This is a genomic window from Archangium lipolyticum (assembly GCF_024623785.1).
GTDB lineage: Bacteria > Myxococcota > Myxococcia > Myxococcales > Myxococcaceae > Archangium > Archangium lipolyticum.
This window is the reverse complement of sequence record NZ_JANKBZ010000003.1, coordinates 508,719-522,258: the sequence shown is the minus strand read 5'-3', so window position 1 is coordinate 522,258 and position 13,540 is coordinate 508,719. Positions and strand designations below refer to the sequence as shown.

Sequence of the window (13,540 nt, the reverse complement as noted above, 5' to 3'; positions counted from 1 at the left end):
GCTCCATGAAGGACCCCGAGGAGAAGATGGCCGCCGTCATCGAGTTGTCCGATCGCCGGCCGACCCCGAAGGAGGTTCCCGTCTTCGTGCCCGACGGGCCACCGTCCGCGGAGGCTTCCTCCAAGAACGAGTTCTGGACCGTGATGGAGCCCATGCTCGAGGGGCTCCAGGGGATGCAGGGGCAGATCCTCACCCGGCTCATCCATCTGGCGCTCCCGGAGCTGAGGCGCTTCCAGCGGACCTCCATCCGAGAGATCATCCGCAACTCGAATGGGCTGCCCGAGGAGATGCTGAGGGAGCTGGAGGCACGGCTCGGGACGCACCCGGCGCGAGTCCGCAGGATGAAGTGGCTGGAGGCGAGCGGCTACATCATCGGGAGGGACTACGCCGTCCGGGGCGCGGAGAACGCACGGCCGGGCGAGTCCGGGATGATCCAGGGGCGCTGCCTGGTCCTGCTCGAGGATGGCCGGTTGGGGCTCATCGAGGTGGTGGGGACCTGGGTGTGGAGGATGGGGCTCTCCCACTACGACACCCTGACCACCGTGGGGGACGCGGAGCTCATCGACCCCGTGCGAGCGGTGCGGGAGTTCCCCCTGGCGGGCCTCATCACGAGCCTGCGCAGCATCCTGTTCTACGACGACTCCACGCCGCTCGGCCCGCCCGGTCCGGAGCTCCTGGCGCGGCGGGAGCGCTTCATGGCCACGGTGAAGGAGCTCTCCAAGGCCACGGCCGCCTACGTCGAGCGGAGCCGCCGGGCGGGGAGCGGCCCCGCCTGAGCGGGACCGGCCCCATGCGGACTCAGTCCAACGAGGCCTGAGCCGCGAGGAAGACCACGCGTCCACCGGTCGCCGGGTTGGTGGAGCCGTTGTAGCCCTCGGTGACCGTCCACAGGTTGGTGCCGCTGCCGGTGGCGTGCATGCCCTCGGGCATCCGCGCCCACTGGCCGCTCCCCGACAGGTACGCCGTGCGCGAGGCGCTCGTGGACACCTTGAAGAGGGCCCCGGAGTAGCGCGTGGAGCTCAGCCAGTACGACGTGGTCGAGGTCGTGGTCATGATGGGGGCCACGCCCTGCACGTTGGGCTCGTTCATGATGTAGGCGCGCTCGGGCTTCACCACGCCGCTCACCGTCTTCAGGCGGTAGGTGGTGGAGTCCACCGGCCAGCGGTAGAGCCGCCCGCCGAGCCCCGGGGTGGAGCCGTCATAGGGGCAGGGCGTGTCGCCGTTGTTGCAGTACTCGCCGGAGAGCACCACGTCGGTGGTGCCGCGCGTGTCCTTGCCGAGGAAGGAGAACTTGGTCCGGCACGGGCTGGTGATGGTCGAGGGCTGAACGTAGGCGCTCACCTGCGGCAGCACGTACTTGTAGCCGTAGGCGCACCACACCGAGCCGACCTTGCCGATGGCGGTGTCACAGGTGGTGCTGGTGTCCACCTGGCGGATCTGCGTGAGGTCGAACACGCGCATGCCGTCGGAGGTGTCGGCCATGTAGAGGTAGTTGCCGAACCAGGCGAGGCCGCCGCCGTGCTCGGGCACCACGGTGAAGTTGCCGGAGCTGGTGGGCCGCACCAGGAGGATGTGCCGGTAGTTCACCGCGCTCAGGGACATGTCCGAGATGTCCGCCACCGAGATGCGCACGCCCTTCTCCGGGGCGGTGCTGGGCGCGTAGTGCCAGGAGACGATGGCGACGTTGGTGCTACCGGACACGCCCGCGGTCAGCGCCTGGGGAATCCAGTCCGTGGTGCTCATGTCGCCGTCGTTCCACCGGAAGCCGCCCTTGTAGCCCACGGCCGGCGGGTGGGTGGTGGAGGTGAGCATGGGGCCCGCGCGGTTCAGGTCCTGCACGATGCTCGACAGCCCGAGCGCCGGGCCCACGGGCGTCATGTACGAGGCGTACGTGCTCCACGTGTTCTGGTCCTGCAACTGGAGGCAGCTCGCGTCGTGCGTCGTCAGCGGCGCCCCTTCCGTCAGTGCCTGTGCCCCGGTGACGGGGGACTCGTCCGCCAGGACCGGCTCCTGCTCGGGGCCACACCCCGAGAGCCCGACTCCGGCGAAACACGTCGCGATGAAGAGATTCCGGTATCCCGGGTATGACCTGAACATTCCTGCCTCCTTGAAATATGGGGGAAGCAGGGAGTATCCGACACGCAACCGTGACACAAGCGGTGCCGCACGAGACACTCCGGTACACGCCTACTCGGCGGAGAAGATGTCCGTCACCGCCGTGCCGCGCACGACGAAGGCGTCCGCCTTCACCAGGTCGTCGTAGGTGTTTCCCTGCTCACCCAGGCAAAGCACCTTGTCGGCCTGGGGGCCCTTGCTCCACTGGGCCACGAGCTTCTCGAACTCCTGCTTGCCCAGGTCCACCACCCGCGCCACCTCCAGCTTGCCGCCAGCGATGCGCACGCTGTCCTTCGTCGTGGTGTCCGCGTACGGATCCCAGTTCGTTTCGCTCCGGTGCCGCCGGCCGAACAGCTCCACCGCCGCCCATGGGCCGCTCGCGTTCTTCACCACCCAGGCCCCATCGAGCACCTCGGACACGGTCGTCTCTTCGGATGCGTTGTTGTCGTAGTAGACGAAGGTGTTGTTGGTGCGCAGCTTGAATCGCCGGGGATCGTAGATGTCGTTGTTGGTGATGCAGCGTCCGCGCCAGCGGTGATTGGCCACCTTCTCCAGCGGCGAGCCCGCCAGTCCAGCCTCCAACGCGCGCTGGCGCTCGGCCGCGTCCGAGGTGCGCACTCCCAGCGGCCCCTGGGCGTCCACCAGCCGCAGCTCGCTGAGCACCATGTCCGGGTAGCGCTTGCCGGGGTACACCTCCACCACCGCCAGCTTCCACTCGCGGCCCTTCATCGGGGCCGGCAGCTTCAGCGTCTGCACGCCGTTCGCGTCCTTCACGTTCAGCGGCACCGGCTCGCCGCCGTCCACCGAGAGCGTCACCTTCTTCGCCCGCGCGTTCTTCTGGAAGTGGTCCGCCGAGCGCTGGTAGCCGTTCCAGAGCTCCAGGGCCACCACCTCCATCGGCGACTCCAGCGTGAGCGTGAAGGACTCACCCGTGCCGGGGCCCTTGGAGCCCTCCGCCCAGCCGAAGTCCAGGCGCCCGTCGAAGAGGAAGCCCGGGTGGTACGCGTCCGCGGGGCTCAGCACCGACGAAGCCTCGATGCGCCCCGCCACCGTGCGCGGCGCGTTCACCGCCAGCGGCTTGCCGCCCTGGAGCAGCGTCACCTCGCCCAGGCACGCCTTCGCGCTCCCGGTCGATTGCAGGCGCACGAAGAGAGAGCGCAGCTCCTTCCTGGCGAACTTCAGCGTCGTCTCCTCGGCGCCGACCTTCTGATTGGACATCGCCTCGGAGCCATTCAGGTACAGCGCCGCCTGGAGCTCCGGGGCGCCCGTGCAGGTGCGCAGCACCACGCCGTCCAGCGGTACGGGTTTCTCGAAGCGCAGCAGCACGCCTTCCTCGGAGGGATCTCCCTCGGGAGTCCATCCGGTGGCAGGGTGGCCGTCGAGCAGCGACTCGGCGCCGGTCCCCGAGGTGGGGGTCAGCGTCTGAAGGGTGATGGGATTGGCGGCGAGGGCGGCGCTGCCCAGGCCCAGCATCGTGAGGAAGGCGAGACGGCGGCTCATGCGATACCTCCATCGACAGCGGATTCCGGGAGCTCGAGCTGGTGCTCGGGGACGACGTAGGCGACGCGGGCGTGGTTCTCGCTCAGCGGCTCGTCACGGAAGGAACCCCCGGCATGCGTGCGGCGCACGAGGTGGTTCTCCCTCCAGACGGAGCCATCGCGGCGCACGAAGCGGTGCGCCACCTCGAGCACCTCGCAGCGGAAGCCGGGAGCCTCGGGCATCCGCACCGCGCCGTGCACGTGCGTGGCGTCCACGCGCACCTCCAGCATCACGGGCCACGGGTGCGGGTTGCGGAAGCGCAGATCCTTGAAGGGGAAGAAGACGGTGGCCCCGCAGCCGAAGGGCGCGGTGCGCTCGTGGTCGGGGAAGAGATCCAGGTCGTGCCGGTGGCGCTCTACGACATCCAATCCCGCGTGGATGGCCAGCCAGTAGAGCAGGTTGGCCACCTGGCACAGCCCGCCTCCGGGGCCCTCGGAGAGGCTGCCGTCATGCAGCTCGGGCCCCGGGCGGAAGCCGCGCAGCCGGATGGGCGGCCCCACCACCGTGTGCCACGAGAAGGTCTCCCCGGGCGCGAGCACCAGGCCGTGGATGCGCGAGGCCCCCAGCCGCACGTTGTGCTCCTTGGCTCGCTGGAGGGCCTCTTCGTAGATCGTGGTCTCCCGGCGCAGCGGGCTGGAGCGTTCGCAGTGCGCGTGCGGGAAACGGGTGGTGTCTCCGCGCTCGGGTGGCGGCGGGGGACGGAGGAGTGCCGTCGCGACAGCGGGCAGCCGGCGCAGGCCCGCGCGGATGGAGAATGGCACGAGCCTCCGGGCCAGGGCTCGCAGGGTGGGAGACGGCATGGGGCTCCTCGAAATCGGGAGCCTCAGCCTCGCCCATGCACGGACCACGCGTCCAGCCGGGGGGTCAGGGCTCCGCGTTGGCGGATCGGGGATCGGCGAGCACCGGGGCCGTGGCGGGCACGGGCCTCGAGCGGGCCTGGAGCCGCTGGCTCATCAGGGACACCAGCGCGCCCAGGGAGCATACCGGCCTCGCGTCCGGCTCGATGATGCGCGTGGCCAGGAAGGCCGCGGCCACCCGCGTCACCGCGGACAGCAGGAAGAGCACGTGCAGGTTCACCCAGAGGTGGCCTCCGAGGGTGAACTCGGTGGGCAGCAGGCTCGCGAGTCCTCCGCCCAGCGCCGAGGCCCCCGCATAGGCCAGCCCGCCCGCCGTGGAGAACGCCGCGAGATAGAAGGGCCGCCCCTTGCGCGGCGCCACCGACAGCGGCAGCGCGAAGATGGCCAGTCCATGTCCGCCCCAGAGCACGCCGGCCACCAGCACGTCCAGCAACAGCGGCCAGAGGAACGTGGCCGTCGGGAAGAGCCAGAAGAGGGGGATGACGCCGATCCCCAGCGAGCACCCGAGCAGCACCGGCTGTGCCCCCACCCGATCGAGGATCTTCCCCCACAGGGGCGCGGCGAGCATGCGCATCCCGGCCACGGCCGCCAGGTACAGGGCCATGGTGAGGAAGCTCATCTTCAGGTTCTTCAGCATGTGGAACGAGTAGAAGGGCGCCGACAGGCCCACCGCCGCGTTCCAGGCCATCTGGTACACGAGCACCCGGCGCGCCCGCTCGTCACGGAGCGGTAACAGCGCGACCTGGAAGTCCAGCTTCGCCTTCTCCCTGTGCGGAGCCGGGTCGTGCTGGCGCATCATCAGCGCCGTGGTCACAGCGCCGGCCACGCAGGCCAGTCCGGCCAGCAGCGGCAGGCCCAGGCCGATGCCCTCGGGTGGGCGCAGCTTGTCCATCATCACGCCCGCCACCAGCGAGGCCAACGTGCCCCCCAGCGTGCACAGCGCCGTGCGCCGGCCGAAGAAGCGCCCCCGGATGGACTCGGGGACGAGCTCGCCCATCCACGCCACCCAGGCGTTGTTGCCGATGACGCCCAGTACCGCCGAGAGCGCCGCCACCGCCACCAGCAACCGCTGCTGGCCGGCGAGCGTCAGCGGCAGCCAGGGCAACACGCACAGCGGCAACATCACCTGCCGGGACAGGAAGACGGCCGCCAGCGCCACCCGCCGGTAGCCAAAGGTGGACGTCAGCCACGCGGCCGGGAACTGGATGAACTGGGCGAAGAAGGGCAGGGCCGTCATCACCCCCACCAGGAAGGGCCCCAGCTTCAGCGCCAGCGCCCAGGCGGTGAGCACCGTGGCACCCGCACACGCGGTGAACACCTCCGCGACGATGCCCTCGGACACCGAGGCCTTCAGGGAGCGGCGCAGGGCCCGCCGTGCCTCGTTGCCGGGAGCGGCCGTCGGGGTGGTGCTCGCGGGGGGCGCTCCCATGAGCGGGGCGGCGGAGCCCGGTAGCGAGTTTCCCGGACGGAACAGCGGGACGGCGGAAGCCAGGGCAGCGAAGCTGCGGAGGACGTTGCGGCGCAGGACAGCGAGTGACACACGACCCCGGGGGCGATGGAGCCCGGTCTCTGTCTCACGACGCACCGCGCCTACTCAAACCGACCCCCCGCGCCCGCCTGCCCCCCTTCCAGGCCCCTCCGCTCGCCCGGCCATGCAGGAAGCAGGTGCAGTTCACGCGGTCTTGAACTATATGAACGGCCGCAGAGGGAGAAGAGGGGTACATGGAACTCGCGCGTGAACTGGCGGACTTTCTGGGGAGCGTGGAGCAGCGGCTGGGCACCATGCTGGCGGACGGGAATGCGGGCCCGGGAGTGAAGGGCGACACGCTGATGGAGGCCGCGCGCCACCTGTGCATCGGCACCGGCGGCAAGCGCGCCCGTCCCATGCTGGTACGCCTGTTCGGCGGCGCAGTGGGCATCGCTCCCGAGAAGCTGGTGGACGTGGCGGTGGCCGCGGAGATGATCCACTCCTCCAGCCTCCTGCACGACGACGTGGTGGACGCCGGCATGTACCGCCGCGCCAAGCCCACGGTGAACGCCCGCTGGGGCAACATCGTCGCGGTGATGAGTGGAGACCTCATCCTCTCCACCGCGCTGCACCGCCTGGCCAACCTGGACGCGCGCCTGACGCAGAGCGCCCTGGCCGTGGTGATGGAGATGTCGCGCGCCGCCATCACCGAGGTGGAGGCCCGCGGCAACCTGGACCTGCCCCTGGAGCGCCTGCGCTACATCGCCGAGGGAAAGACGGGCTCGCTCTTCGGCTGGTGTGGCAGCGCCGCCGCCACGCTCGCCGGCATGCCCGAGGCCGCCCAGCGCTTCGACCTGTTCGGCCGCCGCTTCGGCGTGGCCTTCCAGATCGCCGACGACATCCGGGACGTGCTCGGCACGGATCCGGGCAAGCCGCGCTACGCGGACGTGCTGTCGGGGACGCCCTCGCTGCCCATCCTCCTGGCGGTGGCGCGGGATGGCACCCTGAAGAGCAAGCTGAAGGACGCCTGGGCCTTCACCACGGTGAACCCCGAGCGCACCCGCGCCATCGGTGATGCCATCGAGGCCACGGGCGCCGTCGAGCTGGCCCTGGAGCGGATGAACCGGGAACTGGACGCGGCGGTGGATGCGCTGGGGCCGTACGCGCACCAGGGGACGGGGACGGAACTGGTGGACTGGGCGCGCAAGCTGTCGGTGGGCATGTCCACCCAGGCGCAAGAGCGGAGCCGCGCTGCATGAAGGGCTACCTGTGGACGGGCGGTCTCGAAGCGGCCCGGGGGGAGGGCTCCAGCAACGGTCGTCTCGCTCCCTGGGAAGCCATCGCGATTGACGCGGTAGGCAATGTCATTGAGTTCTGGGGCTTCAAGCGCAACCAGGGCCGGGTCTGGGCCCTGCTGTACCTGCGCGGCGAGCCCCTCACCGCCGGAGAGCTCGAGCGCGAGCTGGAGCTGTCCAAGGGCGGGGTGTCCATGCTGTTGAGGGACCTGGAGCGCTGGGGCGTCATCCGGCGCGTGCGTTCGCCGCAGGACAGCGCCTGGCGCTACGGGGCGGAGACGGACCTCATCCGCATGGTGTCGCACGTGATTGAAGAGCGGGAGGCGGGCTTCATCGAGCGCATCCGGGCGGACCTGTCCGAGGCCCGACGGCTGGCGGGTGAGGCGGGGAATGTTCCCCGGGAGCACCTGTCGCGCCTGGAGAAGATGGCCACGCTTGCCGAGCACGTGGAGCGCGCGTTACGGCTGTTCATCAAGACGGCGCGCCTGGACGTGGGTGGAATTCTGGGAGTGCTGCGCGACGAGGAGCCGGGCCGGCGGTGAGTCGGCCGTCGGACCGAGGGAGGCACGGATGGACTCGCATTACGATCAGGTGATGAAGGCGCGGAACCAGGCGGATACGGCTGCGTCGAAGCTGTACTTCGCGTACTCGACGATCCTGGACCGTGCGGCGTTCGAGGAGTGGCGGGCGCAGCACAGCTACGAGTTCTTCGAGCTACCCGAGGGCAAGCTGGCCGAGGCGCTGGACGTGGACCTGGTCTACGACTTTCCCTCGAGGTGGTGGGGAGGGCGTGTGGCGGGGCTGAAGGACGAGCCGGGGAAGAGCGTGTACGGGAGGCTCTTCGAGATTGGCGGGAAGGACTGGCCGATCATCCAGCACAAGGAGGGTGCGGTGACGGGGATGTGCGTGGAGCGCATCGTCCGTGTCCGCGTGGAGGGTCAGGAACTGCAGGCGACGGCATTCGTGACGTCGCCGAGGCGGGCGGCCACCGAGGGTCCCGTGAGCCAGCGGTTCATCGAGGCGCTGGTGCGAGGCGCACAGAGCGCGGGACTGCCGGCGGAGTACATCGAGCGGCTGCGCCGGGGAGAGTAGGGGGGACGGCGCCCCTTGGTTCGGGACCAAGGGGTCGCAGGTTCAAATCTGAGGCACCCGGCTCCCCGTGGGCTCAGATGTTGATGCTCTGGGGAATGGCCGAGGGCAGGAGCGTCGTGTAGAGCGTGCGCCCCCCCACGGTGTTGGCCGCCTGGATGTGCTTCTCGATGGACTGCAGCGTGCGCTGGAACTTGCCCAGCACCAGGAGCGCCCGGGGGTCGGACAGCTGGCCCCCGTACTGGCCCAGCACCGTGTAGTAGACATTGCCCAGGCCCGCCAACACCGCCTGCTGGAGGATGGACTGGTTGAGCGGGGGCAGCAGATCCAACAACTGCGTCGCCTCGGCCCCCGAGGTGGTCGGACCCGGGAAGGCCGCGAAGCCGGCGAGCGGAATGGCCGGCGTATAGCTCATCGCGGTGCGCTGCGGGAAGTTCACCGCCGCGTGCTCCACGCTCGCGGTGAAGATGACCTGGGTGAGCAGCTTGCACAGGTAGTCGAGCGTGGAGATGCACGGCGTCTGGCCGGGAGCAGCCTCGCCGATGTCCTGCAGATGCCCGGCGCTCACCAGCTCCTGCACCCAGGCCTGCAACTCGTAGTCGCCCACCACGTCCATGTCCCCGGAGTAGTAGAGCGCGGTGTAATCGGATACCCAACCGTGGATGGCCTTCCAGAGGGCCAGCGCGTCATCGCGGTAGGGGTAGTCGGGCAGCGCCTCCAGCGAGTCGATGCCCTGGCGTGCGAGCTTCTCGGGGAAGAACGACTCGTTGTAGCGTACCGCCTTCACGGCGTTGGCCGCCACCTGGTTGGACGAGTCGATGGTGCCCGCCAGGAGCATGTCCACCGGCCCCCCTTGGGTGATGAGCGAGGTCTGCGCGCTGTAGTTGATGAACAGCGTGCCCGCGAAGTGCGGGGTGAGCAGCACGTAGAGCGGATGCTGAGGGTCGAGCTGCCGCTCGGTGGCGAGCACGAACGGCTCGGTGAGCAGGTGTGTGAGTCCCAGGTGGCTGATGAGCTCGTGGTAGTTGCCATCCGCGATGTTGACGCACGTCTTGGCGAGCATCCACGCGAGCCCTCCGTCCGGGTAGAAGATGGGGCTGCTCGCGTCCTGCCCGATCTGGATGGACACGGGGCGCAGCGAGCCCCGGCCCTCACCCAGGCGCGGCACATAGAAGAGGGCCTTGGGGGCGAACACGTACTTCTGCTGGGGCGTGGTGCCCGGCACCAGCTCCGCGAGCGCCTTGTAGTCCACGAGGTACAGGTGCCCGGCTTCCACGGCCTGCTGGCGCGTCCACCCCGTCTCGCCCGTGATGCGCTGGAACTGCTCATCCGAGGGCAGCAGGCGCGAGAGATCCTCGAGGGTCGCCCGCTGAAGGATGCCCGCGTTGGGGCCGGCGACACGCAGCGCGGCGAACGCCTCGTCCGTGAGGTACACGCCCGCGGTCCACGGCAGCGCCACCTTGCGAAACTGCGCGTCGTAGTCCTGGAGATCCGTGGCGCGCCCGTAGAGGCCCGCCTTCGTCAGCACGAAGTCGAGCACGGACCTGGCCAGCTGGGACAGCCAGGACTCGATGCTCTTGGCATCCTGCCCGATGGCCTTGTCAATCATCGACTTCCCCTCTTGCGCGAGCGTGTCGAGCCCCCCGTGGCCGCCCGGAGAGCCTGTCGGCGGACGCGTGACCTTGCGTGCATGCGCGTTCTGGGCGAGCCCCGCCAGATCCTTGCGCGCATTGCTCAGCAGGGACTGGAAGGCCAGGACGTCGCGCTTTTCGAGCTCCGGGTGCTTCAGCGAGGCGTCGAACACGCTCGCCTCCGGGGGAGCGGCCTCGGTGTAGACGGCGGTCGTGGTCGCGCCCGAGTTCCCCTGGCCGAGCTTGATGGGGATCTGCACGTCGAAGCTGAAGAGGTTGGGCAACAGCGCATCCACGAAGTTCTCTCCCAGCAGGATGACCGTCTCGGCGAGCTTGAGGGCCCAGTCGAGCGAGATGTCCACGGGGATGGGCGCCGCCGCCATGGGCAGCCCGGCGACGATGGCTGGATAGTCATACACGTACTGGGTCTGCTTCTGGGCCAGCGTCTGCGCCCGGCTCGCGCGGTTCTCCGGGGTATCGTTCTGCGGCAGGATGGGCGGGGTGAACAGGCTCATGGACGGCTCCCTGATGGGGTGGCGGGTGGCAGGTCCCTTCTAGCCCCATCTTCACTGGATGTGAACCCGTTCGCACTCTGGGCATCATCCAGCGTGCAGGATGCATGGAGGCCCTGAGTGGCTCTCATTGACTCGGAGTGAGTCTTCTTCCGGGCCTTTCCTTGTGGCGCTCGGTGCCGACTCGCGTTAGGCCGAGCCCCTCGCGGTCAAGGCCGCCACACGGAGGGGCACGATGGAGTACCGCAAGCTGGGCCACAGCGGCCTGAAGGTATCGAGCCTGTGTCTGGGCACCATGACGTTCGGTGAGGCGGACGAGAACTCGTTCCTGCATCAGGTGGGGTCCGACGAGAAGACGTCCTTCGCCATCATGGACCGCGCCCTGGAGGCGGGCATCAACTTCTGGGACACGGCCGATGTGTACGGCAACGACGGGCTCACCGAGCGCGTCATCGGCAACTGGTTCGCCCAATCCCAGAAGCGAAATCAGGTGGTGCTGGCCACCAAGTTCCGCTTCCGCATGGCCAAGGGGCCCAATGGCGCAGGGGCCTCGCGCTACCGCATCCGCACCACCGTGGAGGAGAGCCTGCGCCGGCTGAAGACGGACCGGATTGATCTCTACCAGGTGCACATGCAGGACAACGACACGCCAGAGGAGGAGACGCTCCGGGCGCTGGATGACCTGGTGCACCAGGGCAAGGTGCTCTACCTGGGCGCGAGCAACTACGCGGCGTACCGGCTGGTGGACAGCCTCTGGATGAGCCGCTCGCAGCACCTCTCGCGCTTCGTGACGCTGCAGGCCCAGTACAGCCTGGTGTCGCGCGAGTTGGAGCGCGAGCACGTGCCGCTGTGCGAACAGTTCGGCCTGGGCATCCTGCCGTACTCGCCGCTGGCCAGCGGGTTCCTGTCCGGCAAGTACCGCAAGGGGCAGCCGCCGCCGGAGGCCTCGCGGCTGGCGAAGTGGAAGGACCGGCTCTCGCAGTTCGACACGCCGCGCCATTGGCGGGTGCTGGAGGCCGTGGACGCGGTGGCCGCCGAGCTGAAGTCCACCCCGGCCCAGGTGTCCCTGGCATGGGTACTGCGCAAGCGCGCCATCACCTCCGTCATCTTCGGAGCGCGCAGCGTGCAGCAGCTCGAGGACAACCTGAAGGCCGCCGAGCTGAAGCTGGATGACGCCCAGCTCAAGCGCCTGGACGAGGCGAGCGCCACGGAGCTCGGCTACCCGTACGATTTCCTCCACCGCATCATGGGCCGCTGGTAACAGCCGCCCCTACCTTGAACTCAACTTCGCTTTCTTCGAAGGTTTCGACTTGCCAGCACTGTTGAGGCTCCGTCCTGGCGGCCTCATCGGTTGCAGTCGTCAACACGGCCAGTTTCATATCCACCCTCCTCTAGTTCCAGGCGCATGCGTCAATAATTGTTCCAAGCCATCGCTCGAACGCGCGCCCTCCACGTTCGAGGGTCCTGATTGCGGCGCTGCCAATGATCACGCCGTCGCACATCGCGGCGCGAATCTCGGCAACGTCCCCCGCGTTGCTGATCCCAAAGGCCGCACATACCGGAAGTGTGCAACCCATTGCGCGGATCGCCGACACCTTCGTCCGCATCATTTCGGTGCTACTGCTCCGCTCACCTGTCCTCGCTCCGAGACTCATGTAGACGAATCCCTGGGCGATTGTAAGCATTCTGCGCTCGGTGGGACTGCACTCCGGTTGCCGGCCATCCACCGTGGTGATCAACGGCTTGCCCCATGCAATTGCCTGCTCGGCGCGCTCATGCAACTCACCGACATCCGGTTCGAGCAGGAGTGCGCTGGCACGTTCAAGGAAGTGGGCATCCGCGCTCCACCGCATCGGCTCAGGCCACGCGCCGTCATAGACGACGCCGACCCCAACGGAAATAGGCTCGAGCCACCTCCGCATCGGGTCATCCAACCGGATCAACCTCCCGTGATTCCGCGCGAGCACCTTCGCGATTGTATCTCCCGTACGCGCGGACCATTGACCCGCTCCAAGGATGGGGAACTCAATGAAGTCGACCCCCATTGCCTCGGCCAGCTCGACCGCTTCCCGGCTCGCCTCCCACGTGGGAAAACCGGGGATCAAATAGATGCCGAGCGCCAGACGACCAACATTCTTCGCCCGGGTGAACTTCTCGTCAAGCAAGCTCGACATCCTTGAATCCTTTCTCGGCGGTGATCCTGTCTGCATTCACGCAACAGTATGTATGTCAGAGCTGCGAGCCGGCCTCATCGCCGTATCCACCATCCTCCTTCTCGAAGTTACGAATGGCGCTCGCTACATCCGACCAGGCAACCTCAGCTCCAGCAATCGATGCAGCGCGGAGCCCCCAGTAAAACGTGGCTGGCGAGACCTTCGCACCAGATGGATCCCAATACACTTGACCACCGATGATGCATGACGAAACCCACTTCGCGTGCTTCTCCGGATCGTGGAGGTGACCGAGCGTCTGGAGCATGTGCAGGCAACAGTAGGTTCTCTCGATGTCCGCTGGAGCTCCGGGAGACAAGCCAAAGCCACCAGCAGGAGAGCAGCAGCGCTTGATGTAGCGCACTACGGTGTCGATCCTCGAATGGTCGAGCTCCGGAGCGGCCATCAACTGCAATGCCCTCGCCGCGTAATAAAGCTCATCCACATTGACCGACTCCGCAATCCCGGCCCCATCAAACAGCTGCCCGATAATCCATTCACTGGTCCGGTGGCGATCGGGCAACCCACCGTCGACTCGCTTGAGCTCGAACAACCTCACTGCGTAATAGGTAGATGACAGCTTCGACTGTGTGCTACGGGCACTGATGGCGAAGCCCCCATCCGGGAGCAGGCATTCCAACAGATAGGCAGCGGAGCTCCGGCGCACACTTTCGTCAACCTCCTTGTCGATGCTCGCCATCGTGTCAAGGCCAAATCGAATGGACTCTACAGTGGGAGCGCTCTCGCCAACTTCTACAAACAGGCCGTTCCGCGTCAGCCTCTTCTCGAGGAACGAAAGCACCTTCTCGTCATGATTCATTTCA

The 13,540-nt window shown here is 67.9% G+C and carries 12 protein-coding genes; 5 read left to right on the top strand and 7 right to left on the bottom strand.

Annotated elements, in window-relative coordinates; all coding sequences use genetic code 11:
• Positions 1–5: 5 nt before the first annotated feature.
• Positions 6–776, top strand: a complete 771-nt coding sequence (locus tag NR810_RS09210) for a hypothetical protein (protein ID WP_257450299.1) — start codon at positions 6–8, stop codon at positions 774–776.
• 22 nt (positions 777–798) lie between these two features.
• Here the strand turns inward: NR810_RS09210 and NR810_RS09205 are convergent, their stop codons facing one another.
• From NR810_RS09205 to NR810_RS09190, 4 genes are all read right to left on the bottom strand, one after another.
• Entirely contained in the window at positions 799–2,097 is a 1,299-nt protein-coding gene (locus NR810_RS09205) for a hypothetical protein (protein WP_257450297.1), read from the bottom strand.
• 90 nt (positions 2,098–2,187) lie between these two features.
• Positions 2,188–3,615, bottom strand: a complete 1,428-nt coding sequence (locus NR810_RS09200) for an NADase-type glycan-binding domain-containing protein (RefSeq protein ID WP_257450295.1) — start codon at positions 3,613–3,615, stop codon at positions 2,188–2,190.
• Entirely contained in the window at positions 3,612–4,454 is an 843-nt protein-coding gene (locus NR810_RS09195) for a VanW family protein (RefSeq protein WP_257450293.1), read from the bottom strand. Before NR810_RS09195 ends, NR810_RS09200 begins: the two co-directional genes overlap by 4 nt.
• Positions 4,455–4,518: 64 nt before the next feature.
• A complete protein-coding gene (locus NR810_RS09190) occupies positions 4,519–6,051 on the bottom strand; it encodes an MFS transporter (protein ID WP_257450291.1) in 1,533 nt (510 codons plus the stop codon).
• Positions 6,052–6,233: 182 nt separating this feature from the next.
• Here NR810_RS09190 and NR810_RS09185 point away from each other — a divergent pair, with 182 nt between their 5' ends.
• Genes NR810_RS09185 through NR810_RS09175 form a run of 3 tightly spaced genes read left to right on the top strand, consistent with a single transcriptional unit; the run spans position 6,234 to position 8,366 of the window.
• Complete coding sequence (locus NR810_RS09185) at positions 6,234–7,238, top strand: polyprenyl synthetase family protein (protein WP_257450289.1); 1,005 nt, start codon at positions 6,234–6,236, stop codon at positions 7,236–7,238.
• Positions 7,235–7,816 (top strand): GbsR/MarR family transcriptional regulator, encoded by a 582-nt coding sequence (locus NR810_RS09180; protein WP_257450286.1) that lies wholly within the window; start codon positions 7,235–7,237, stop codon positions 7,814–7,816. Before NR810_RS09185 ends, NR810_RS09180 begins: the two co-directional genes overlap by 4 nt.
• Positions 7,817–7,844: 28 nt before the next feature.
• The gene (locus tag NR810_RS09175) at positions 7,845–8,366 is read left to right on the top strand and encodes a gamma-glutamylcyclotransferase (protein ID WP_257450284.1); all 522 of its coding nucleotides are present in this window, start codon (positions 7,845–7,847) and stop codon (positions 8,364–8,366) included.
• 73 nt (positions 8,367–8,439) lie between these two features.
• Here the strand turns inward: NR810_RS09175 and NR810_RS09170 are convergent, their stop codons facing one another.
• Positions 8,440–10,509 carry a lipoxygenase family protein gene (locus tag NR810_RS09170; RefSeq protein WP_257450282.1) on the bottom strand — a complete coding sequence of 690 codons (2,070 nt, stop codon included), beginning with the start codon at positions 10,507–10,509 and terminating at the stop codon, positions 8,440–8,442.
• A gap of 232 nt (positions 10,510–10,741) precedes the next feature.
• Between NR810_RS09170 and NR810_RS09165 the strand changes: the two genes are divergently transcribed.
• Positions 10,742–11,767, top strand: coding sequence for an aldo/keto reductase (locus NR810_RS09165; protein ID WP_257450280.1), 1,026 nt, complete (start codon positions 10,742–10,744; stop codon positions 11,765–11,767).
• A gap of 130 nt (positions 11,768–11,897) precedes the next feature.
• Here the strand turns inward: NR810_RS09165 and NR810_RS09160 are convergent, their stop codons facing one another.
• Together NR810_RS09160 and NR810_RS09155 are read right to left on the bottom strand one after the other, a co-directional pair.
• A complete protein-coding gene (locus NR810_RS09160) occupies positions 11,898–12,671 on the bottom strand; it encodes a tryptophan synthase subunit alpha (protein ID WP_257450278.1) in 774 nt (257 codons plus the stop codon).
• A gap of 64 nt (positions 12,672–12,735) precedes the next feature.
• A complete protein-coding gene (locus NR810_RS09155) occupies positions 12,736–13,536 on the bottom strand; it encodes a prenyltransferase/squalene oxidase repeat-containing protein (RefSeq protein WP_257450266.1) in 801 nt (266 codons plus the stop codon).
• Between the last annotated feature and the right edge of the window lie 4 nt (positions 13,537–13,540).

Bases quoted from the DNA above. Each gene is read 5' to 3' on its own strand.
- NR810_RS09165 (WP_257450280.1), top strand. From the start codon at position 10,742: ATGGAGTACCGCAAGCTGGGCCACAGCGGCCTGAAGGTATCGAGCCTG.
- NR810_RS09185 (WP_257450289.1), top strand. From the start codon at position 6,234: ATGGAACTCGCGCGTGAACTGGCGGACTTTCTGGGGAGCGTGGAGCAG.
- NR810_RS09155 (WP_257450266.1), bottom strand. From the start codon at position 13,536: ATGAATCATGACGAGAAGGTGCTTTCGTTCCTCGAGAAGAGGCTGACG.
- NR810_RS09175 (WP_257450284.1), top strand. From the start codon at position 7,845: ATGGACTCGCATTACGATCAGGTGATGAAGGCGCGGAACCAGGCGGAT.
- NR810_RS09180 (WP_257450286.1), top strand. From the start codon at position 7,235: ATGAAGGGCTACCTGTGGACGGGCGGTCTCGAAGCGGCCCGGGGGGAG.
- NR810_RS09200 (WP_257450295.1), bottom strand. From the start codon at position 3,615: ATGAGCCGCCGTCTCGCCTTCCTCACGATGCTGGGCCTGGGCAGCGCC.
- NR810_RS09205 (WP_257450297.1), bottom strand. From the start codon at position 2,097: ATGTTCAGGTCATACCCGGGATACCGGAATCTCTTCATCGCGACGTGT.
- NR810_RS09195 (WP_257450293.1), bottom strand. From the start codon at position 4,454: ATGCCGTCTCCCACCCTGCGAGCCCTGGCCCGGAGGCTCGTGCCATTC.
- NR810_RS09170 (WP_257450282.1), bottom strand. From the start codon at position 10,509: ATGAGCCTGTTCACCCCGCCCATCCTGCCGCAGAACGATACCCCGGAG.
- NR810_RS09210 (WP_257450299.1), top strand. From the start codon at position 6: ATGAAGGACCCCGAGGAGAAGATGGCCGCCGTCATCGAGTTGTCCGAT.